General features: G+C 44.5%; 15 protein-coding genes. 6 read left to right on the top strand and 9 right to left on the bottom strand.

Annotation, left to right across the window (positions count from 1 at the left end; genetic code table 11):
* The first annotated feature begins 156 nt into the window (after positions 1-156).
* Positions 157-4,599, top strand: a complete 4,443-nt coding sequence (locus T426_RS0101660; protein ID WP_027585185.1) for a LamG-like jellyroll fold domain-containing protein — start codon at positions 157-159, stop codon at positions 4,597-4,599.
* Between the two features lie 154 nt (positions 4,600-4,753).
* Here T426_RS0101660 and T426_RS0101655 read toward each other — a convergent pair whose 3' ends face one another.
* Entirely contained in the window at positions 4,754-5,782 is a 1,029-nt protein-coding gene (locus T426_RS0101655) for an HU domain-containing protein (RefSeq protein WP_025862798.1), read from the bottom strand.
* A gap of 160 nt (positions 5,783-5,942) precedes the next feature.
* Between T426_RS0101655 and galE the strand changes: the two genes are divergently transcribed.
* A complete protein-coding gene (gene galE, locus T426_RS0101650) occupies positions 5,943-6,971 on the top strand; it encodes a UDP-glucose 4-epimerase GalE (RefSeq protein WP_025862797.1) in 1,029 nt (342 codons plus the stop codon).
* 46 nt (positions 6,972-7,017) lie between these two features.
* Positions 7,018-8,073 carry a dTDP-glucose 4,6-dehydratase gene (gene rfbB / locus T426_RS0101645; RefSeq protein WP_025862796.1) on the top strand — a complete coding sequence of 352 codons (1,056 nt, stop codon included), beginning with the start codon at positions 7,018-7,020 and terminating at the stop codon, positions 8,071-8,073.
* A 75-nt stretch (positions 8,074-8,148) separates the two neighbouring features.
* On the opposite strand, the gene T426_RS0101640 is transcribed toward rfbB, so the two are convergent.
* Both T426_RS0101640 and cysS read right to left on the bottom strand, forming a co-directional pair.
* A complete protein-coding gene (locus T426_RS0101640; RefSeq protein WP_025862795.1) occupies positions 8,149-8,520 on the bottom strand; it encodes a hypothetical protein in 372 nt (123 codons plus the stop codon).
* A 151-nt stretch (positions 8,521-8,671) separates the two neighbouring features.
* Positions 8,672-10,147: a cysteine--tRNA ligase gene (gene cysS, locus T426_RS0101635; protein ID WP_025862794.1), complete on the bottom strand. Its 1,476-nt coding sequence runs from the start codon at positions 10,145-10,147 to the stop codon at positions 8,672-8,674.
* 796 nt (positions 10,148-10,943) lie between these two features.
* On the opposite strand from cysS, the gene T426_RS0101620 reads away from it, so the two are divergent.
* The 3 genes from T426_RS0101620 to T426_RS22405 all read left to right on the top strand — a co-directional run bounded on the left by T426_RS0101620 (position 10,944) and on the right by T426_RS22405 (position 16,993).
* Positions 10,944-12,284, top strand: coding sequence for a TolC family protein (locus T426_RS0101620; RefSeq protein ID WP_081782329.1), 1,341 nt, complete (start codon positions 10,944-10,946; stop codon positions 12,282-12,284).
* 80 nt (positions 12,285-12,364) lie between these two features.
* Positions 12,365-13,489: an efflux RND transporter periplasmic adaptor subunit gene (locus tag T426_RS0101615; RefSeq protein WP_036984151.1), complete on the top strand. Its 1,125-nt coding sequence runs from the start codon at positions 12,365-12,367 to the stop codon at positions 13,487-13,489.
* Between the two features lie 30 nt (positions 13,490-13,519).
* Positions 13,520-16,993, top strand: a complete 3,474-nt coding sequence (locus tag T426_RS22405; protein ID WP_051568916.1) for an efflux RND transporter permease subunit — start codon at positions 13,520-13,522, stop codon at positions 16,991-16,993.
* A gap of 341 nt (positions 16,994-17,334) precedes the next feature.
* On the opposite strand, the gene porN is transcribed toward T426_RS22405, so the two are convergent.
* From porN to T426_RS0101580, 6 genes are all read right to left on the bottom strand, one after another.
* On the bottom strand, positions 17,335-18,186 hold the full coding sequence (gene porN / locus T426_RS0101605; RefSeq protein WP_025862790.1) for a type IX secretion system ring subunit PorN/GldN: 852 nt from the start codon (positions 18,184-18,186) through the stop codon (positions 17,335-17,337).
* A gap of 91 nt (positions 18,187-18,277) precedes the next feature.
* Positions 18,278-19,828 (bottom strand): type IX secretion system motor protein PorM/GldM, encoded by a 1,551-nt coding sequence (porM, locus tag T426_RS0101600; protein WP_051568915.1) that lies wholly within the window; start codon positions 19,826-19,828, stop codon positions 18,278-18,280.
* 22 nt (positions 19,829-19,850) lie between these two features.
* Positions 19,851-20,744, bottom strand: a complete 894-nt coding sequence (gene porL / locus T426_RS24840) for a type IX secretion system motor protein PorL/GldL (protein ID WP_025862788.1) — start codon at positions 20,742-20,744, stop codon at positions 19,851-19,853.
* Positions 20,745-20,775: 31 nt separating this feature from the next.
* Positions 20,776-22,113: a T9SS ring complex lipoprotein PorK/GldK gene (gene porK, locus T426_RS0101590; RefSeq protein ID WP_027585180.1), complete on the bottom strand. Its 1,338-nt coding sequence runs from the start codon at positions 22,111-22,113 to the stop codon at positions 20,776-20,778.
* Positions 22,114-22,160: 47 nt separating this feature from the next.
* Complete coding sequence (locus tag T426_RS22395; RefSeq protein ID WP_025862787.1) at positions 22,161-23,102, bottom strand: PorP/SprF family type IX secretion system membrane protein; 942 nt, start codon at positions 23,100-23,102, stop codon at positions 22,161-22,163.
* Between the two features lie 128 nt (positions 23,103-23,230).
* Positions 23,231-24,352, bottom strand: coding sequence for an arginase family protein (locus T426_RS0101580; protein ID WP_025862786.1), 1,122 nt, complete (start codon positions 24,350-24,352; stop codon positions 23,231-23,233).
* Between the last annotated feature and the right edge of the window lie 68 nt (positions 24,353-24,420).

The following is a 24,420-nucleotide window of genomic DNA, read 5'->3' as shown; positions in this document are numbered from 1 at the left end:
TTCCCAGTCTTTTGAAATCTGTGCGTATCCCACTTTTCGTCCTCTGCACAGCACAGTCATTTGCGTGAAGAAAAAACACGTACCGAAAAATCAAATTCTTAACCTAAACCTATCGACATGTTGCGTCTCACTATGCCCCGAAGAAGTTTGTCGTGTATGAAACATTTCATCCTGTTCTTCATGCTGGCAACTATCAGCCTGTTATCGGCTGGCCAAACCCTTCCTTTTAGTCTTACCGACTTAAACGAATCAGGAAATCCGGTTTACGCCCCGGAGATGGCCGTGTCCGGAGAAACGATTCACACCATATGGATAACCCGGAATGCGGATAATACGTACACCATGAACTACCGCAGATCGACCGATAGCGGCGTAACATGGGAACCCGTAAAAACCCTGTTCTCATCCGATCCGGAATCGTGGCAAAGTATGGAAACGAGTAATAACTTCAGGCGACTTGCGGTATCGGGAGACAAGGTTTTTGTAATGATACAGGCTGGAAGTGTTGATGACAAAGCGGTTCTTTACCTAACATCCTCATCAGACAGCGGAGCCACGTTCAGTAGCCCGAAATCAGTTTATGAAGGTGATGAATATTACTCAGTCGACCATTCCTATGTACAATACACCAATGGCACTTTATACAATGTATTCGTCACCCATAACAACAATAATGGAGGAACACAGTTCTATTTGCTGCGCTCAACAAATGACGGTGCTGATGTAAGCGTTTCACCATTTCTGGCCCTTGACTCATGGGGTATTGACGATTTTCTGGCTGACGGAAACGACCTCTATGTGTTATATTCCTATGCCTATTACTACTACGGTTTCAATTCCGGAATCGTGAAAATGGCAGTCTCGCATGACGGGGGAAGTACTTTCAATGAAAAAGAGCTTTCCATTCCCGCTGAGGGATATACCGATGACCGACATCGTGCGCTAGCTTCTACCGACCGGAATGCTCCCCGCATCGGGAAATCCGGCTCAACGATTTCAGTCGTCTGGTCGCTTTATGATTCCGAAGAGAAAAATTACCTGCGGTTTGCTCACTCTACCGATAACGGCGACACTTTTTCAGCACCAGTCTCTCTGGCAAGTGATGACGATGTTAATGGAACTATCCGTGCTGATCGGGTCACCATGAAAACCCTCGGAGAAGAGATCTACATCATGTTTCCCGATTACATCATTAACAAGGCTTCTTCCATGTATCTTTTATCCTCAAATGATAATGGTGATAGCTTTTCTGCAGTAAAAACACTCAGTGCCGATTACAGTTACCCGAAAGGAGACCTGCCATTGCTATCTCTTACAACGGAGAAAGTGGCTGCAGCCTGGGGACCCGGAACTGTACGCTATTCAACAGATAAAGCTGAGACATTTGACGGCGGTCAAATGCTCTATCCCTATTCAACATACATGTACGCAATGAATTTGCGCGAGTTCTTTACAGATGAAGAAGGGAACGTTTTATTCCTCGGAAACGGAAGAATTACCTCTGATGAAGAAAATCAGGTGATTTTTGGTCGGTTATTTCCTGCTGTCACACCTTCGGAAACCAACAGTGCCTATACAATCACCAAAGGCGCAGATAATCCATCCTACCTCGAGATTCCCGAAACTCCGGAAGTAGCTATCGATTCTGCTATCACGGTCGAGTTTTGGACCCGGATTGACATTACCACTGAAGGAAGCACGAGTTTCATCCTCTTCGAAAAGCTCGACAGTCATGCCGGGTTCAAAATCGAAGTAATGCGCAAATACGACACCACCAATAACCCCAGACTGAGAGGAACACTGATTACTGACAAAGGAACGTTTGTGAATGATGCAGATATCGATTTGTACGATAATAAGTGGCATCACATTGGCTATAGCTACAACGCGCGTGCCGGGCTGAACAACTACAAACTATTTGTTGACGGAAAAGAAGTTGCCCGCCAAACCGTTACCGGGAAGATTGAACCCGATCCGGGCGTTTTCGTTTTTGGTCCTAATTATCTCAGCAATGCATTAAATCTCGGACTCGATGAAATCCGGATTTGGGGAAAAGGCCTGACGACGGAGGAAATCATGGAAAGCGCCACGCATTCGTTGACCGGAACGGAAGACAGCTTACTGGTTTATATCAACTGCAACGAGAGTTTGAAAGACCTGACCGGTCATGGTGCCGACGGTTTCAATCTGGCTACTGGCGAGTTTACAGCCAATCCGCCACAACCGCCGGTAGTAAATTTTGAAGCGTATCAGAATATACAAACCGTTAGTTTCAACCAAAAATCAGAAAACGCAACCCAGTATTCCTGGGATTTTGGAGATGATGAAACCTCTGATTTGGCTAATCCAACGCACGAGTATTCCGGACCGGGCGAATACGTAGTAACACTGACAGCCTCAAACGATGGAACATCCTTCTCGGCTACCAAAACCGTAACCATCGAGGGAATTGCCAAAATTGAAGATAATGTAGCCGGAAATACAGGTTATGCTACCGTGAAGATTTATGGCGGTGGACTAAATGAAAACTCTACCTTCAAAATTACGATGGGTGGCGAAGAAGTTGTTGCGGAAGAAATCAGTTTGTATCAACCCGGAATACTTATCGGAACACTCGATTTGCATGAAAAAGCCGTTGGGAAATGGGATGTCGTGGTACAATCCGGTTCAGGAACCGTCACCATTCCCGAAGGTTTCACGGTAGTGGAAGGAGAAGAAGCCTCGCCATGGGTCGAAATACAGGGCCGGGGGCAGATTATGTTTAACATGTGGCAAACCTATACCATACGTTACGGTAACGATAGTAATGTGGATGCCATGGGTGTACCTCTTTTCATCGTTGTTCCCTGGGAAACGGAAGTCGAATTGATTGATTTTACCATCAGTTTTAACGGTTACGCAGAGTCAAACGGAGAGGAAATTCCAGCGGAATTGCTACAACCTTACTATGAAACAACTCAGGTAATGGGAGAAGAATTCCATGCCAAAGTATATCCGTTTTATGTGCCGATTATTCCCGCTAATTCGAGCAATGAAGTACATATCAGACTAAAATCGCCGTCCGATGTAAGGGTTCTGGCCTGGGTTTCCGAACCATTTTTTGGCTCGCCAATGGATGAAGAAATTCAGGATTGCCTGCTACGCGCCCAGGCCGGAGCCGTTGCCAACGGATTGGTCAATCTCGCTGCCAGTGCCATTCCCGGTGCCGGATGTGTGAAAGATGTGGTGACCACTTACATCTGGAACCCGTTGGATTTCTCTAAACCGAAGGCCGATGAGAAACCTTCGTGGGGAAGTATGATTTGGAATTACGCCAAAACCGTAGCCAGTTGTGCCGTCGATTTTGTACCAGCTGCCAAAGCCTACGACCTGGCCATCGGAGTTTTCCAGTTTGGAGCCGATATTTACGATAATTATCAGAAAGATCAGGAATGTCGCAAACTGGCAAAACAGTCGAAGAAGGATCGGGATATAACAGCCGTATCTTCGTTCGATCCCAATGAAATAGTTGGACCGGATGGCCCTGGTGCAGAAAAATACATCGCCGAAACACAGCGTTTTCCCTATTCCATTTACTTCGAGAACAAAGCTACAGCTTCAGCGCCGGCACATATCGTGACAGTTACCGACACTCTTGATTTGACACGCTTCCGCGCCAGCGATTTCAGCTTTGGCTCTTTCGGATTCAGTGATACGATAATTACGCCCAACACCCAGGAAACGTACAGTTTTTCCTCCGATGTTGAACTTAACGCGAACTTGCTTCTCCGGGTAACCGGGCAAATCGACACCCTGACGGGCGTGATTAGCTGGCAATTTGCATCGCTCGACCCGTTGACCATGGATATTCATGAAGACCCGGCTATAGGATTTCTGCCGCCCAACGTCACCGCGCCCGAAGGAGAAGGATTTGTCTCCTTCACGGTAGGAGTGCACGACCCGGCTGCCAACGGAACGGTTTATGAAAACCAGGCTACCATTGTTTTCGATGCAAATGAGCCCATCAAGACCAATATCTGGCAAAATATAGTGGATGTTATCCCTCCTGAAAGTCAGGTACAGCAACTGGAAGCTCAAACAGGGCCGACTACCTTCACCGTTACCTGGAATGGCACTGACAACGCCGCCGGAATTGAATACTACGACATCTATGTAAAAGTAAACGATGAAGACCCGGTACTCTGGCTAGTCCATACCAAAGATGTTTCGGCGGAGTTTGGTGGCGAAGTGGGCTCTGTCTACAAGTTTTACAGTGTGGCCACCGATAATGTTGGCAACACGGAAGAAACGTCTACGACCTACGATGCCGAAACCCTGGTAACCAGTTCGGACGATTTGATTTCCATGAATGAATCATGGACACTTTTCCCAAATCCGACAAATGGCGAGTTGAATCTGTCTGTTAACGATATGGAAGGTGAATTGATTCTGTTGGAAATTTATTCGGCTACCGGAAACAAAATCTGGGAGCGACAGATTCCGGTTCACGGCTGTCAACAAAATGAACAGATTAATCTGAGTCGTTATCCTTCCGGCATTTATTTTGCCCGATTAACAATCGGAAATGAAACGACCAACAAAACAATCATCTTGAAATAACTAAAACCATACCCCAAAACCGGCACCCCTTTTGTAGAAGCACCAAAAGCCGGATGCTCCCTCCATTTTGCCATCCCGTTCAACCGGGATGGCTTTTTTCGCACATAAAAAAGGCCGGCAATCATGCCAGCCCGATATGGATAGTCAATATTTTCTATTCTTCCAGTAACCAGATTCCCGATTTCGGATTGGCCTTAGTCAAATTATCCAACACCGCCATTGCCTGATCCCGGTCGTTGTACGATTGAATGGTTACACGATAGAAACCGTTGTCCAGATTAAAAATCTGGGAATCGTACCCCTGACGAACCAATTCATCCTGGTATTTTTTTGCGTTTACCTTACTTTTAAAGCTTCCACCAACCAGGTAAAAAAGGCTGGCATCAGCATTTGACGAGGGCTTATCGACCTTAACAATAGGTTCACTAACAGCCTGATTGTCTGCCAATGCTTCATCTGTGTTCGATTGGACTTTCGATTCGACCGGTACCGACTCAGCCGGAATTTTATCAGCGGCAACAAACGTATCAGCCGGCGTACTATCAATCACCGACAAAACAGAGGAAGTGGTCGACGCCTGATCTCCTGTCGGCACATCTCCCCGTTGCATATGCTTGGACAGCGGTATCAAGGTCAGTGCCAACATCAGCGGAACGCCAATAAGTAGTTTTTTTGCCGTCCGGGAATTGAAAACGACCCGCACAGCTTCTTTGTCTTCGAAACGGGAAGTGGCCCGAACTAAATCGGTACGCTCGATCTTCGGAAAATGGAAATCTCCCATTCCATAAGAATCAATCAAGAGATTCTCTGTCAACTCCGGCTCGAAAATCAGCTTTTCGTGCCTGTCATAATGCAACGAACCGATATAACTGAATTCCAGTTTCTCTCCATTTTCGAGCTTCGACCATGCTTCGTCAACAAACTCCGCGATAATCTGGCGGGCTTCCAAATACCCGACTCCTTCGCTCTCAGAAATGTGATTCACCAACAGACCATCGTTTCCGGTTAGTTTGCTGTTAAAAACAATCTCTTTACGCGGAGGAGCAAACGTATTTCGGTTATAATCAATCCCGGCCGGTTGGTAATTCGAGATAAAACCACCCAGTTCAGGAACGATTACACAATCGTGTATTCGAACTAATTCAATAAGATAGATGCTGATATCCATTTTCCGTTTTAGCATTTCTTAGCAATCAAATGTAGCGAAAAAATAGGTGAAGCCAAACTCTACTTTACAATAAAGTTGTCAAACTAAATCGGTTGAGAACAGATCCAACTGAAAGGCAAAATTTTATCCTATTATTCCTATTTTTGGATTTCGATAAAACGAAAGGAACCTATTCATGAAAAAGCAAATTCTGGTAACCGGAGGAACAGGTTACATTGGATCCCATACCGTTGTGGAACTTCAGGCAGCCGGGTACGACGTAGTCATCATCGATGATTTGTCAAATTCGAGTGCAGATGTAGTAGATAACATCGAAAAGATATCCGGTATCCGTCCGACATTTGAAGAGTTTAACCTTCAGGACTACAGGAAACTGGAATCATTCTTTGAAAAGTATCCCAACATCGAGGCCATCATCCACTTTGCTGCCAGCAAAGCCGTTGGCGAGTCGGTGGAAAAACCACTACTCTATTACCGGAACAACCTGGTTTCGCTGATGAATTTGCTGGAACTGATGCTCAAGCATGGTGTTTCTAACTTCGTTTTTTCATCGTCCTGCACGGTATACGGTCAGCCGGATGTTCTCCCGGTAACTGAAGACACGCCTCGTAAAGAAGCTGAATCGCCATACGGGAATACCAAAGCCGTTGCCGAAGACATTATTCGCGACAGCGTAAAAGCCATGGAAGAAATCAACGCTATTGCGCTGCGCTATTTCAATCCCATTGGTGCACATCCGTCAGCGCTCATTGGTGAGCTGCCCCGCGGCGTTCCCAATAACCTGGTCCCCTTCATTACGCAAACAGCAGCCGGACTCCGCGAAAAGCTGAGCATTTTTGGTGATGACTACAATACACCGGATGGAACGGCTATCCGTGACTACATCAACGTGGTTGATCTAGCAAAAGCCCATGTCGTAGCTATCGAACGACTTCTAGATAAGAAAAACCAGGCTCGTTATGAGTTTTTCAATATCGGAACCGGAAAAGGAGCCTCGGTACTGGAGCTGGTGAAAACCTTCATTGAAGTTACCGGAGTAAACTTAAATTACCAGATTGTAGACCGCCGTGCTGGTGACATCGAGCAAACGTATGCCGACACCACAAAGGCAAATAAAGATCTTGGCTGGAAAGCTGAAAAAACACTGGGAGAAACACTTCTTTCGGCGTGGAACTGGGAAAAGAAAGTACGGAATATTCAGTAACGAGAACCAATGTTATTACCTTTAGGATTGCTGAAATAACACGACCATGCAAAAGACCATTTTAATTACCGGAGGAGCAGGATTTATTGGCTCACATGTAGTTCGCCGTTTCGTGAACCGTTACCCGGAATACCGAATCGTCAACCTCGATGCGCTTACTTACGCCGGTAATCTGGAGAACCTGAAAGACATTGAAAACGCGCCCAATTACCAGTTTGTAAAAGGCGACATTACCGATGGAGATTTTATTCAAAAGCTTTTCCAGGAATATCATTTCGACGGAGTTCTGCACCTGGCTGCTGAGTCGCATGTCGATCGCTCCATCAGCAACCCAATGGAGTTCATCATGACCAACATCGTGGGAACGGTTAATTTGCTGAATACAGCCCGCGAAATCTGGAAAGATGATTATCCCGGCAAACGTTTTTACCATATTTCCACCGATGAAGTATATGGCTCGCTGGGGGCAACCGGTTTCTTTACCGAAACCACTTCATACGATCCGCAAAGCCCCTATTCTGCATCCAAAGCCAGCTCCGATCATTTGGTCCGGGCTTATCACAATACTTACGGACTTCCGGTGGTTATTTCGAACTGCTCGAACAATTACGGCCCGAATCAGTTTCCCGAGAAATTGATTCCGCTGGCTATCAACAATATCAAAAACAACAAGCCGATTCCGATTTACGGAAAAGGAGAAAATATCCGTGACTGGCTATACGTTGAAGACCATGCCCGGGCCATCGATCTTATTTTCCACGACGGAAAACAAGGCGAAACCTACAACATTGGTGGGAATAACGAATGGACCAACATTGCTCTCATCCGCACTTTGTGCAAAGTAATGGATATAAAACTTGAACGGGAACCCGGAACATCTGAACAACTCATCACTTTCGTGAAAGACCGTGCCGGTCATGATTTGCGCTATGCCATCGATTCTTCCAGGTTGATGAATGAATTGGGGTGGAAACCATCGCTACAGTTTGAGGAAGGTATTGAAAAAACCGTAAACTGGTACCTGGAAAACCAGGAATGGCTGGAAAATATTGTGAATGGTACGTATGAAAATTACTACCGTGAAATGTATGGAAACCGGTAGCTATCGGTTCATCAAACTAAATAAAAGCCGGAAGCATAAAACAACTTCCGGCTTTTCTATTTCATTATAACTGTTCTAGTCAACTTTGGAAGCTTTCACTTCAACAGGTCCATCCGGACTATTGGCCTCGCCAACCAAACTCCCGTCGATCAGCTTAAACTTCACGGTAACCGGATTATATTCTATCTCCAATTCCATAATCAATTCATCGTTATCAAACGAAACGGAAGAAGCTTTCATGTGGTTTCCATCTACGACAAGTTCACCAGCCAGTCCGCTATCGGTGTTCATCAGCACAATCTGACCGGATGTATAAGGGTAAGGAGCCGTAGGAGCTGAATACTCCCACGTTCCGGCAATCTTTTTAAAACCGTCAGTACGGGCCTGTGCCTGGAAAGAAAGCATCAAGATTACAGCGAATGCTGCAATTATTCGGAAAGTTTTCATAAGCTAGTTTTTAGTAGTTATTGAATTTGATTTCACATGCTTGGAACTTTCTAAATTTAAGAGCATTTTCTGAACAATAAAAATAAGAACGGCACAAAAAAACCTGCCAGTTAACGACAGGTTTTATTAAATTTTGATGGTCACCTTTTCCCTACTTTTTCAGGTCCCAGGAAAAACCATCCTTGGTATCTTTTATCTCAAATCCAAGAGCGCTTAATTCGTTCCGAATCTTATCGGCGGTTGCCCAGTCTTTATTCTTCTTGGCCTCTACCCTCAGATTCAGCAGTAAATCCACAACGTGTGTCATCGTATCTTCGTCGCCACCAGTTGTTGCTTGTTCCTCTGACTGCAAGCCCAGAATATCAAACGCAAAATCATGATAGAGTTTCTGAAGCTCTGCCAAATCAGCGGCCGATATTTTTTCTTTCCCATCATTGATGGAGTTGATCATCTTCACGCCGTCAAACAAATGCGCAATCAGAATCGGGCTGTTCAAGTCATCATTCATCGCTTCGTAGCACTTTTCTTTCAGCGCTTTTACGTCCACAGTCGATTCAGAAGAAGCGGGCAGGTTTTCCAGCACTTCAATCGCTTTCATCAAACGCTCCATTCCTTTTTCCGCCGCCTGCAGTGCTTCGTTCGAGAAATCAAGGGGGCTGCGGTAATGTGCCTGAAGAATGAAGAAACGAATCGTCATCGGGCTGTAGGCTTTCTCCAGCAAATCGTGTTTGCCTTCGAACAACTCATTGAGTGTAATGAAATTCCCCAGCGACTTGCCCATCTTCTGTCCATTGATGGTAATCAAGTTGTTGTGCATCCAGTAGTTTACCGACTCGTGTCCGGTGCAGGCTACACTTTGTGCTATTTCCGCTTCATGGTGGGGAAACAGCAAATCCATTCCACCTCCGTGGATGTCAAATCGTTCGCCCAGGTATTTAGTGCTCATCGCCGTGCACTCCATGTGCCAGCCCGGATAACCGTCACTCCACGGCGAAGGCCAGCGCATAATATGCTCGGGCGTTGCTTTTTTCCACAAAGCAAAATCCATCGATGAGCGCTTCTCCGATTGTCCGTCCAGCTCCCGGGTATTCGAATAAAGGTCTTCCACTTTTCTTCCGGAAAGTTTGCCGTAATGGTGGTCTTTCGAGAATCTCTCTACATCGAAATAAACCGAGCCGTTGCTTTCGTAGCCATATCCGGCTTCCAAAATCTTCTTCACCGCCTCAACCTGCTCGATGATATGTCCTGATGCTGTTGGTTCAATACTCGGCGGAAGGTTGTTCAGCCGGGCCATGTTTCCCCGGTAGCTATTGGTATAAATTTGCACAACCTCCATCGGTTCCAATTGCTCGACCTTCGCTTTCCGTTCAATTTTGTCCTCACCCTCGTCAGCGTCATCAACCAGATGCCCCACATCGGTAATATTCCGCACATAGCGTACTTTATATCCCAGATGCTGCAGATACCTAAAAAGCATATCAAACGTGATAGCTGGCCGGGCATGTCCCAGGTGTGCTTCACCGTAAACTGTAGGTCCACAAACATACATTCCCACAGCTCCGGGATGAATAGGTTTAAACAATTCTTTCTTCCGCGTAAGCGTATTGTAAATGACGAGCTTGTCCATTCGGGTTAAGAATTAAAAAATTGATGCACAAAGGTAGGAAAATCAGAGAGGATGAAAAAGAGGCTTATGGCACCTTTCCCGGAAAACATCAGGCTGCCGTTTACCGATCGATCACCGCCATTCACCGATTTTTTGTTTTATCTCCGTTCAGGTTATTCGATTTTTGATTTGTCTTTAAAAAGATTGATATCACAGATTGGAAATAAAAGACATAAGGATTTCCCGTTTTCGGAAAATGAGACGACCGGACAAGCACTTCGTTCTAGTTTTGCCAAACCAGGTTTCAGCCGGGTGCAACCAATTGACAGATTTCACCAGTCTAATGAAAAAGCGAAAAATCATGAAAAACAATATTGCAAAGTCCCTAAAAAGAAAACAGTTCCATATCGTCTGTTTTTTGTTCGGACATAATTTCGATCCGATCCATGCCTGTTCGAGTGAAGATGAGTATTGCAAACGATGCGGGAAAAAGTGCCACGAGCACGATCGCTGGTTCGATTGGCACTGGTATGTCAAATGGAAGCTACTGCCAGTCAAGCGAGCAGCTCAGAATGTCAGGGGCAAAAAGGATATCTACTCATTCTGAAGATTCCGAAATCTCGTCCAGACTGCCATTCACCGACTTGACACCGCCGTTTACCGATTCCTCCTTGAAACAGAGTTTGTCCCACCCCTATTTTTGCAGTAACTTTTATTATTCAACGGAATAACAATCGTACTACTCACCGTTCTGTGTCCCCCAACTTACACTGACTAACCGTGAGTCTTGACAATTTAGCATTAACCTGAATAATCGATGATGAGAGGAAAAATTGCACTTGCTATACTTTGCCTGATGCTCGTTTATACGGCAAAGGCACAGCAACAGGACACGTTATACTTCACGCTTGACGAAGCTCTTCAATATGCCATGGAGCACTCGTTCAATTCGAAGAATGCCGACATTGATTTGCATACGTCACAGAAAAAAGTGTGGGAAACCATTGCTTCCGGACTGCCGCAGGTAGATGCATCGGCTGGATATACCGCCAACCTGAATCTGCCTGTATCTCTTATTCCCGCTGAATTTGTCGGTGGCGAGCCCGGAACCTACATACCGGTGAAATTCGGACAGGATTACAACTCCAATTTTGGCTTTTCGGTTTCTCAGATGATCTTCGACGGCTCGTACCTCATTGGTTTGAAATCGGCCAAAATATATGTCGACCTGGCCCGTAATGCCAAAGAGAAAACCAATATTGCCGTAAGGGAAGCAGTTACCAGCGCCTATTTTACCACACTTATTGCGGAAGAAAAAATGGGCATTGTAAAAGACAACCTCCTCAATAGTGAACAACTATTGAAGGAAGCAAAAGCTTACTACGAAAACGGATTCCGCGAAGAGCAGGATGTAGAGCAGCTGCAGTTGATGAAACAGCAGGCCGAAAATGAAGTGATAAAAGCCGAACGGGAAATCAGGGTATCAAAAATGGTCCTGAAGTTCGCCATGGGGATGAGTGTAGACAAAGACATCCAGTTGAAGGATAGCCTTCAACGATTCATTCAACCCATACGGACAGGAGCTGCGTTAACAGAAAAGTTTGACTATACCCAACACATCGATTACCGGATACAGGAAACACAGGTAGCAGCACAGAAATCGTTGCTGAGCCTCGAGAAGGTCAGTTTTCTGCCCAAGCTAAATGCCTTTTACAATTATCAGAAAACAGCCTATTCAAACGAATTCAATGTCATTGCTGCCGATTGGTACCCGTCCTCGATGGTTGGATTACAACTTACGCTGCCCATCACCTATTCCGGAGCCCGGACCTCACGAATCAACCAGGCAAAACTTGAATTGGAAAAAGCTGAAAATGAACAATTGCAAAATATCCAGAACCTCCAGATGCAATACCTAACCGCACTGACAGACCTGGAAAGTGCCATGGATAAATATAAAAACGACAAGGAAAACAGATCCATCGCACAGCGAATCTATCATAAAACCCAGATAAAATTCAATAACGGAATTGCCACCAGCACCGAGTTATCGCAAAATGAGACGCAGTATCTGACGGCTTATTCCAATTACCTGATATCCATACTGCAGTTATTGCAATCGAAAGTAAATCTCGACAAAGCAGAAGGAAATCTATAGAACAATGCTCAACGGTTTAAATACCTGTCAAAATGAACACATACCAGCTTAAAGAACTGAAATTGATACAACCCGGAAACATGAAAAAACTACTATTCATATTGCCACTCGCCTTTTTGTTCGCTTGCAGCGCTACAACAACCGACGAAGGCGACCGCAAAGCAAAGGAACAACTGCTGCAGGATTATCGCCAACAGGCAACCGAACTGAAGCAGAAAATTGCCCAATTGGAAAAAGAACTGGGCACCACAAAAGCCGATAAAACGATTCCCGTTAAGGTCGACACCATTGCCCAAAAACTGTTCACGCATACCATTGAGGTTACGGGTAATGTGGAAGCCAACGAAGATATTACGGTTGCCCCGGAGACCCCGGGAAACATTATTTCTATTGTGGTAACAGAAGGCCAACATGTGAAGAAAGGAACCGTTATGGGTCGGTTGAATACCGAAGCGATTCAACGGAATATTGAAGATTTGCAGATTCAGCTTGAATTGGCCAAAACCGTTTTCGAGCGCCAGCAGAAACTGTGGGACCAGCACATCGGTTCCGAAATTGAATACCTGCAGGCCAAATCGAACAAAGAATCGCTCGAGCGCAAGCTGGAAGGTCTACAGGCACAACTAGATATGGCCACTATCAAATCACCTATAGACGGTGTAGTTGACCGCATTTACCAAAAACAGGGCGAAATTGCCGGGCCGGCGATTCCTTTCGCCAAGGTGGTAAATATTTCCAACGTTCGGATTTATGCCGATGTATCGGAATCATATCTGACCTCCATTCATGCCGGACAGGAAGTAGAAATCAACTTCCCGGCTCTGAACAAAACGGTCACTGCACCGATTTTCCGGAAATCGAGTACCATCAATCCCGACAACCGCACATTTCAGGTGAGGATTAACCTGAATAATCCGGACAAGGAAATTCGTCCGAACCTGGTTTCGTTGCTTCATATCACCGATTACAAAGCCGCTGATGCGATTGTCGTTCCATCGATTTTGATCAAGAATGATTTCAACGGTAAGTATGTTTTTGTCGCTGCCGAAAATTCCGGAAAGTGGAAAGCTTCGAAACGGTATGTTGAAACCGGCCGAAATAACAACAATTACACGATGCTGAGCAAAGGGTTAAAACCCGGAGAAAAACTCATTGTAGAAGGTTACGAACAGGTCGTCGACGGTTCGCCCATCTCGATCAATTAATTGCCAAACACCTTGAAATAACTGATTCCGATGTCGAATATTGAAAACAACAATAATTCATCTAATACCGAGAATATCCACCGGATTTTCAAGCCGACGTATGCGGCATTGAAGAATAAAACAACGGTATTTATCCTGACAGCGATTCTGGCGGTCTTTGGATGGCTCTCGTATCAGCAGATGCCCCGGGAGCTCAATCCGGAGATTGTAATTCCCTACGTGATGATTACGACGGTTTACCCGGGAAACTCACCGGTCGATATTGAAAACCTGATTACACGTCCTATCGAGAAGGAGCTCAAAAACCTGAAAGGCGTCAAAAATGTCAGCTCATCCTCTTACCAGGATATGAGTCTGATTGTTCTTGAATTTGAAACCGACGTACCGGTAAAACAGGCACTGCAGGACGCCAAGGACCAGGTTGACAAAGCCAAAAGCGAACTTCCCGATGATTTGGATAATGACCCTTCGGTGGAAGATTTCGACTTTGAAGAGTTTCCCATCATGAGTATCAACCTTTATGGAGACTACAGTCTTTCGGAGTTGAAGCGTTATGCCGAAAAATTGCAGGATGAACTGGAAGGATTGTCCGAAATATCGGAAGCTGATATCCAGGGAATTGACGAACGGGAGATTCAGATTGATGTGGACCCGCATATGCTCGAAGCGAGCAATGTCAGCTTTCAGGATATTGAAAATGCCATCCGGTTTGAAAACGTCACCATGGGTGCCGGTGAAATGGTTTCCGATGATACACGCCGCTCCATTCGTACGCAGGCAGACTACACCAACATGAACCAGATTCGCAACACCATTGTGAAATCGGAGAATGGGAATATTGTGTATCTGCGCGACATGGGAAACGTTACCGACGGATTTCAGGAACGGACAACCATTTCGCGACTGGATAAGATGCCAGTTGTCAATCTTTCCATTGTCAAAAAAAGTGGAGCCAATGTATTGGATGCATCCGACAAAGTGTACCAAATTATTCAAAAAAATAAGGATAGCGGAGCCATTCCTTCAGGTTTAAATGTGGTTGTAACCGACGACAATACAAAATACATCCGAAACCAAATCAACAACCTCGAGAATTCCATTATCATGGGAATGTTGCTGGTCATGTTCATCCTGTACCTCTTCATGGGACCTCGCAACGCGCTGTTCTCGGGCTTAGCCATCCCGATGTCGATGTTCATTTCGTTCATCATCATCAAACAAATGGGATACACGCTGAATTTCATGGTACTTTTTTCGATGATTCTGGCCCTTGGAATGCTCGTCGATAATGCGATTGTTGTGGTTGAAAACGTTTACCGGCTCTATTCCCACGGAAGTGATGCCATGACAGCCACGAAGAAAGGCGTAAGTGAAATTGCCTACCCGATTATTTCGTCGACGGCAACTACTTTGGCAGCGTTCTTCCCACTGGTATTCTGGAAAGGAATCATGGGCGAATTCATGAAATTTCTTCCCATTACCTTAATCATCGTACTTAGTTCATCGCTGTTTGTAGCCTTGATTCTTAACCCGGCGTTTACTTCGACCTTCATGAAGCTCGAGAATTTACACGGGAAAAAGAATATGCGCAAACTGTGGCGTAATGCAGCAATTTTCGCCATTCTCTCCATTCCTTTCTATTTTATGAAAGTGTACTGGCTGGGTAATTTACTGGCTGTCGTCACGTTGATCATAATTGGTAATCACTATATAATGCGTCCGCTGGCGAGAGCTTTCCAGGAACACTTCATTCCGCGCATGGAAAAATCCTATGAGAAAACGCTCGCTTTCGCGCTGAAAGGAAGAAAACCCTGGCTCTTTGTTACGGGAACATTCATTGTTCTGGTCTTCTCTATCATGTTTTTCATGAGTCGTCAATCAGGAGTGCTGTTCTTCCCGGACGTCGATCCGACTTCGGTTTACATTACCATGGAACTCCCGGTAGGAACGGATTTGGATCGGACCAATAAAGTATCAAAACAAGTAGAGTCGATTGTCTACAAAACGCTTGAACCCTATATGGATATTGTCAAGTCTGTCAACACCGTTGTGGGGGTTGGTAAAGGTCAGATGATGGGCTCGAATCGCGAAACCAACAAGTCGCTGACCACTATTTCATTCAAGGAATTTAAATACCGCCACGGAGAGAATACATCAGAGATTATGCAGAAACTGACAGATAACCTATCGGGGTTTGTCGGGGCCAAAATATCGCTGGATAAAGACGAAATGGGACCACCGGTTGGTAATCCCATCAACCTGGAAATTTCGGGCGATGACTTTGACGAGCTCATCAAACTTTCAAAGGAAGTTAAGTCAGAAATTGACGCAGAAAATATTCCGGGTATCGATCAGTTGAAAATCGACCTGAATGTGGATAAGCCGGAAATGGTAGTAGACGTAGACCGCGATAAAGTGAGACGTTTTGGTTTGTCGACCCAACAGGTCGCCTATGCGCTCCGAAGTTCATTATACGGCCGGAAAGTAGGGAAGTACAAAGAGGGAGAAGACGAGTATGACATCATGCTCCGGTTCAAGGACAAATACCGCAACAATGTTGCCTCACTGATGAACCAACGAATTGACGTGAATGGTGGTGGCGACGGTCCCCAAAAAGCCATTCCGATTTCAGCGGTAGCAGATTTCCAATACGGAACCACTTATGACAAAATTAACCGGAAGGATTTCACCCGTGTTATTACGCTGTATTCCGGAGTAAAGGAGGGTTTCAATGCCAATGAGATTAATCAACGTATCCGTCAGACTTTAATAGGATTCACTCCGCCTCCGGGTTACAAGATCGATTTCACCGGCGAACAAGAGGAGCAGGCTGACACAATGGCTTTTCTTACCCAGGCGTTGATAATCGCGTTATCATTGATTTTAATCATCCTGGTAACCCAGTTCAATTCATTAATCAGGCCGTTGATTATTGTAGGAACCGTATTATTCAGTACCATTGGTGTATTCCTGGGGCTTGGTGCGTTCAAAATGCAGTTTGTTATTCTGATGACAGGAATTGGAATCATTTCGTTAGCCGGAATCGTGGTGAATAACGGAATTGTATTGGTTGATTACATTGATTTGCTGCGCCAGCGCCGGAAAGAAAAACTTTCGTACCGACCGGACGCTTTCCTGGAATTGGAAGAACTGCAGGGTCTCATTGTAAAAGCTGGAAAAACAAGGCTTCGTCCGGTATTGCTAACAGCAATCACCACTGTGTTGGGATTGCTCCCACTGGCCATCGGATTGAACTTCGACTTCATCAAGCTATTCACTTCATTTGACCCTGATTTTTATGTTGGAGGGGAAATGACTGCCTTCTGGGGACCGATGTCGTGGACGGTAATTTTCGGACTGGTCTTTGCGACCTTCCTTACGCTGGTAATCGCACCGGTAATGTACCTGATTACAGTAAAAGTTAATTACACCATACGGAAGTGGCAAGGGAAAATTCCTACTGAAGTAATGACCGATGATTACGGTCAGGAATTGATACAATAGAAAAGCATCCACGATTAAAACGCGATAAAAGACGATCCATACCGGGTCGTCTTTTTTAAGTCACAATCATTATACTTAAAGTGATCTTGAATTATATGTCTTTTTTATGAGGAAAGTATAACGCTCCAATGAGAACCGTATTAAGCTTCGACGAGAACCGTATAAAAGTGGTAGGGAGAACAGTATAAAGGGAGAAGGGAGAAACGTATAAAGATTGGATGAGAACCGTATAAAGACGCAAAGAGAAACGTATCATCTTTTGAAGCACAAAAAAACCGGAGGAAATATCCTCCGGCGTATATAAACTTGAATGAGAGTGCTATTTGAATTATTCAGGGAATTTAATATTCCCAAAGATCCTGCTCGAAGTTGAAAATCTCGTTCTTGATTCGTCGCGATTCGTTTGTCGCATACTGACCTGTGGCATATTGACTGATTGCCCGATTGTTGTAGATATTGGACTCCTTGGTAATATAACTGTCGAATTTTCTCAACAGGAAGACATCATCGAAACTGAGGCTTCTAGAGTCATTGTTTGGATTCAGCACTTCATATTTTGCCAACAGCGGACGAACTTCCGGGTAATATACCCAAAACACCTTACGACGAAGTGGACGATCGTGATTCACGTCATCGTCACGGAAGAATTCCTGGATGGGGCAAAGGCCGATAATACGAACCTGTAGCGTCGAAGTCTGCTTATCGAAATACCAAACTTCCTTCACCATGACCTGCTTGATATCCTCCGGATTAATATCCTGATCCACTTTGACATTTTCCATTTCACCCGTTTCAAAATTCCGGCGCTCGACAACCTTCGGTACGGCTCCAAATGCCTCCTTCACCTGATCGAACGTCATGGGAAGTTTGAACTCATTATCGGTAGAGGCATCATAGGCAGTAATCTGCCCTTCCTTAATGCCTTTCAGCAGAAGATTAATGAGACTCAATCGACCGTGCATCTCCCGAGTCGGATAATACAAGTCCTGGTTCATCTTCTCACGCAGATCGATGATTCTCCAGATAGTTTTTGACCAGAATACATCTGACTCCCTGACTGCAGGAAGCGGAGCTGGTTTCCGGTCGCGGGTAATTTTTTTCTGGTAAGGACCATCAACAACCTGGGCAGCTACTGGTTTGGTTGCAGCAGAAGCCAGAATTATGGCAAACAGAATCAAAAATAGCTTTTTCATTCTTCTCAAGTTTGTTCTTCCAAATTAATAATCTACCAGTTAGTGAATCAGTTAAGTATTTCCATTACATCCTAAATAAGGTTCAGTAGGATTATCTGATTCTGAAACTGATGGCTGAAAGGTTACGGGTCGTTCCGTCTTCACCTTTAGCTACAATATTTTCAATATACAGTCGACTACCGGAATTAAGACTCTTCATCAGATTGACCTGATCCGGTGTAAACAGATTGCTGTTAGATTTTTTATCCACTACGAAACCTCCGCGCGTAGTCGAAACCACAAATGAGGTCACCGTGAATTTCATATCGAAATCGAAATCGGGGATTTCAGCATATACCCCTTGTTCGAGTAATAATTCGTTTTTTGTAATCTGACCTTCGTTCTTGCCACCAACTGTTGCAACCGGGTCTGGCACTCGCTTAACGCGGAAATCAGTTGAACCAATTGTTTTTACCTGACCATCTATTTCCGCTTTCACGGTAATCACTGACTTAACACCTGGCTTCTTCGGATATACCAAATAATTCCTACCGTTCGGCTTCATGGTCGCATTGGTTATCGACGGAATTATCTTATCCGACGGCACACCCGGAACTGAGATAGAAACAGGGTTCGCCAATCCGGCATAAAAAACGTTCATTTTCGTCGGCGAAATCGTCATGGTTGGTTTGGCCACCTGGTATTCTCCTTCGAATGGATATTGAACAATCTGACCAGACGGATTTTTGAAATTGATAACACCGTTCCATTTATGATATCCTTCAGTGGTTGCAGGTACTTTATACAAACCCATTCCTTCGCCTGCCACAATAGGTATCTGCTTGTTATTCACCATAATCTGAGGCTCGGCAGTCGTATCGACTGCTGACAGAAAGATTTGGGCTTCATAGGTACCACCCTCTAACACATAATCAGTTTTGGGCAACACCTGAGCCTTCAGTTTGTTGAACTTAAAAGAATTAGCATCAATCTTGGCATACAAATAGTTAGCTACATCCGATTCCGTATTACGCATATCACTTTGCATTTTCGACATCAAAGTAACCACTGCAACCAACGGATATCCCTGGAATATGGATTCTGCCCATGAAGGAGAATTCCCTTCAACAGGAGGTGGATCAGACGTATCGAGACTACTTTTAATACTTGAAATCAACGCGGTATCCTTGGGATCGACCAACGACAAAAGATACGCACGATACGACTCTATTGATTGCTTCAATTCTTTAGCCAAACGCCCCTGATGTTTTACCAGCATTAATTCCGGTGCCGTTTCGGTATCGTCCTTGTTCTTGATGCTGTGTATGTCAGCGCCTTCACCATCTGCCGCAACAACCAGCATCTTTTTCAGATCTGTAATGTAATTATAGAGTGAATCCGTTTTAGCTTTAACAGTTTTTGCTTCTGCATTCAGATCACCGGACTTTTCAGGATTTTCTAGAGCTGCCTTTGCAAAATCGGCATAAACCCTCGCATTCTTCGAATTGAAATTCTCGATAGTTGTTGACAACCCACGATCCACAGTTTCAAAAGCATCCAGCACTGATTTATCTACGTTCAGTGCCAATAGCGCCATCAGCACCAGATACATCAGGCTAATCATTCGTTGCCGTGGAGTTTCCGGACAATTTTTTGCACTCATTTCGAATCGAGAATTTGGTGAATTACTTCTTGATGTTCATGGCTCCAAGCATATTTCCATATACACTATTGAGCGCTTCAAGATTTTTATTTAACTCTTCTGTCTGGGCCTGATATTTTTTAGCCTCTTTTACTGAACTGGATACTAACTCATTCATTTGAGCGAAATCCTTATGCACAGAAGAAGCTGTTTCCGCCTGTTTACGGGCGCCTTCCAGTTGAGCCTCATAGGAGGCATTCAATGATGAAAGATTCGAATTGATTTTCTCCAATTCTTCAGTATAATTACCAGAATGATCGTTCAGTACCTTGAAATCTCGCTGAATGGTATTGACGAACTCGTGATAGGATTCAGCCAGTTTCTCACCTGAGTGAACTACCTTGGTAACGGTGCTGTCAACACTCTCACCTGCCCGGGTATTCACCTCTGCAAACATGTTCATCGATTCAGAAGCTGCATTGAGGTTCTTCACGTAAACATCGGTGGCCATAGTGGCTGAGGAAATGTCTGCAAAACTTTGAGCCGTATTGCTCAAATCAGTAAGTCCTTTTTGCAGCTTATTCAGTAACTCGGGCGATATCTCCGTCGACTCCAGGAAGGTATCCATATCGAATGTGCTTTTAGGCTTCCTGTTCATCGATTCTTCGAAAAGTTCATCGGCGTCCAGGTGAGCAAAATCTTCTTTCAGCTGTGGATACACTTTTGTCCAATCCGGCATTTCGCTTGATGGTTCAAAAGCAGATAGAAAGAATATCAGCGCTTCGGTCGACATTCCAATGGTCAGCATAATCGGACCACCGGGCCAGTGCTGAAGTTTAAACAATGCACCCAGAAGTACAATGGAAGCTCCAATACTGTATACATAATTCATGAAGACCTTCCATCGTCTCGAATGGGTAAAATCGGTCAATCCCATGGCAAAAGCAATTTAGTTGTTTAATTCCTTTTTAAAATTCATCTCCAAATGACGATCGTACGCAACGGAATCCGATGTACGATTTCGCGGTATCCTGATATTCATAGGTACGGGTACCTACCTGCAGGAAGTATGAAATATCCTTCCATGAACCACCTCGAATAACTTTTCTTTTCATCGCTGGAGGATCGTCAGGAAGAGCGTTGTATTCATAATTCGGGTTAAAGTCATTTATGAAGTTATACTCTGCTTCATCATAAGCTGTAATGGTCCATTCAGCGACATTACCAGCCATATCGTACAAGCCGTATCCGTTTGGATCGTATGTTCCGACTTTAACCGTTGTCAAACCTTTATCATCGATATAATTTCCCCGCATGGGCTTAAAGTTTGCCAAAAAGCAACCTTCCTGTGTACGGGTATAGTAACCTCCCCATGGATACATAGAATTTTCGAGGCCACCCCGGGCAGCATATTCCCATTCAGCCTCCGAAGGCAAACGATAATCCTGAACAGCATATTCTCCTTGCTCAGCAAGTGCTGCATTTTTATACCGGGTTCGCCAAATACAAAATGCTTTTGCCTGTTTCCAGTTAACACCTACAACAGGATAATCGTCAAAACCGGGATGCCAGAAATACATCGTTGCCCATGGTTCATTATACGAATAGGTATAATCTCTAATCCATACCAACGTATCCGGGTAAACATTCACCGCGTCGCTCATGATAAAACTGGAGCGTCCTTCAATTGGGACTTCTTTGCCATCAATATCATGTACGGTTCCCTTATAACTTTGGGTTTTGTAATCATAGGCATTAGCACGCTTTGCAGCCTGTTTCAGGTCAACCCAGAAATATTTGTAATTAAGTTTTCGCGTGTCAATTTCTTTCTTTCCAAACAAGCGATCTTTGGGGGCGTAATATAATCCTGAAAGTGCTTCCTTGTAATCTGGATCACTCCAGTCAATACGCTCGTTCCAGTTCAATGTTGGGGGATCGATTGGATTTCCGTCTCTATCTTCTGTATTCAGAAACTCGTCAAATTGAACACCCAGCATTCGACGGGCAATCGAGTCCCGAACCCAGTACACAAACTGTCGGTATTCGTTGTTGGTAATCTCCGTTTCATCCATCCAGAATGCATCTACAGAAACAGTTCTTGAGGGTGGGGTTGAATGAGAGATATCCTGATCACTCGGCCCCATGGTAAAGCTTCCCCTTGGAACCATGGTCATTCCAAAAGGAACGGGCTCAAAATATTTACCTCGTTTACCCACTCCGACAAGTTCTCCGTTTCCTCCGCGGTTACAACTACTCAGAGATAGGACGATGGCAATTACACTACCAAAGAAGAATAATCGTCTCATATTATTGTTCATATGTGGCACAAATATTTTCATGCTTCAATAAATTATTATAAAAACCGAACGCTTTTATATTTCTGTTCTCTTCTTCGGTTCAGATTAAACGAGTAAGCGACAAAAAACTCGTGAGAACCCGAACTATACCGGGCGAGTGGTGAAATGGTCAAATCATATGAATAACCTAACTTTATTCCATTTCGAAACTCAGTCCCCAGCAAAACGATTACAGCATCATTCAATCGATAGCCCAGTCCTCCCCATATACGCTTATCATAACGCACATTAACATCCAAATCAATCTGATAACTGGCAGCATCTGTCTTAAACAATAACGATGGCTGTACTTCAAATAACGGGTCGGATAAACGAATATTGTATCCGCCGGAAAAATAATAGTTTCTTACCAACGAATATTTTCCACTCTCTTCATAAGTATATACTGCCTGGTTCAAATGCTTTACTGACAGACCCAGATAATAATCTTTAGTTTCATAATACAACCCCAACCCGACATCAGGAACCAACGCATTTACCTCACTTTGAGGAATCAACGGATCTCCCTGATCGATTAAACTGGCGCCGGCATCAGAGCTCCAGTCTGGTTTGAGGTTTTTATTCATCAATCCGATGGATATTCCGGTTCCCAATTTTCCGTTCCCTACATCAGTACGCCAGGCATACATCAGACTAACAGAAATATTTTTTTCGTAACCAATCTCATCGTTCATTACTGAAAAACCGATACCATCCTCCTGACCAATCAGGCCAACGGTAGCATCTGCATTAAAAACGGTGGTAACTGGTGCTCCTGGAAATCCTACCCACTGAAAACGATTGAGCAAGGAAGCATTAATTGCGTCACTTTTACCTGCAAATCCCGGATTGATAGTCAAATCATTGAACATATTTTGACTAAACTGAGGGTCCTGCTGGGCGCTCGCAACGAAATTAACAATAATTAAAAGAAACAAAAATATTAGTAATCGCTTCATAGAGTACGCTAACCTTGTCGAATTTCCACTCCTGAGGCCAGGTCGAAAAATGATTAATTCTACCGTTTAAAATCGCTTAGTCTGTAAATTAATAACTTGCTCCTAACACTAATATTGTTTGGTTGTTTTTATCCAATGCCCCAGTGACGAATCCACCTTTCCGGGATTTCATTTTTCTGCGCCAAAAGGTAATCATTTTCAGAACAGGCAATTCGAACTTCTTCATTCTTTTTCGAATTTACCTCCATCCACCATCTTCCGGATATGGGATGCTTGAGGAAAACAATTGGCTCGTCCAAACCTTCAACCGGAACCATGTAATGCAGGAAATCAGTTGCTTCTCCCTGGGGTTCTTCATCCTTTTGTTTCACTGCGCCCTTCAAAAAATACCACGCAATTTGTGCGGCCATCATTGCTCCCCATCGTTGCAAATCGAGTGACGGAGCATAACCAAATATACCCGTGATATTTAATCGGGTACTCATTCCTGCATACCAGGCCAGTTGGCAAGCCTCTTCACCATAAAGCCCGTTAGGCGACAACCGCTGTTGGCCCGGCGCTTCATGCGCTTTTAAAGCACCGAAATCAAAGCTGATAACATCCGCTTCGCGCAACACCGGTTCGCTTTCACTGATATTTTCACGCAAGTCTCCCAACGGCAATTGAATGCCCCGGTATTGTTTCAGTAAATCTTCGGTTTTATCAGAGGAAGAGAAATAGGCTTGTGTCCCCAGCAGATGAAGGGTTGAACCTGCCGGCAGTTTTTCCAGGAAGTTCTCATCCACACCAAACTCATCTCCAGCTTTATAATCGGGACGATCATCAATCACAGTCAAGGTTTGATTCGCTTTCTGCTTTCCTGCTAGCAAAGGCAAGGTCAAATCCTGGCTTCCGCCAAAAACTAAAACCTGTACACCTTTCGCCGCCAATGATTCAACAACCATTCGAACCGCCGCATACGTATCAGCAGGCGTATTTCCCGGACGCACATTACCGATATCAGCAACAAGTGCAGATTCACTGACCGATGTCAACTGATATAATTGCTCTCGAATCAAGTCGGGAGCATTTTCCAGTCCTTCAAATCGCGACAAACGACTTTCCGGAATACCCAGAATCGCTACCTTCAGCTTCGGGTTCTCGCCCCAAGCCTCGCTTTGAATCAATTGCTTTCCCAGAGAATCAGAAGATCCCTGAAACAATCGAACCACAGTCAGCTCGTTAGCCGGAATAAGCAGGTCGTTTAACATAGGCAACAAAATACGAAATCTGAGATTGGTTTGGTAGTAAAGAGCTAATATTAAATCGTTATAAAAAA

The sequence above is a fragment of the Prolixibacter bellariivorans ATCC BAA-1284 genome (genome assembly GCF_000621705.1).
Taxonomy (GTDB): domain Bacteria; phylum Bacteroidota; class Bacteroidia; order Bacteroidales; family Prolixibacteraceae; genus Prolixibacter; species Prolixibacter bellariivorans.
Note: the sequence above shows the minus strand (reverse complement) of the source record. Positions and strands in the feature narration are given on the sequence as shown.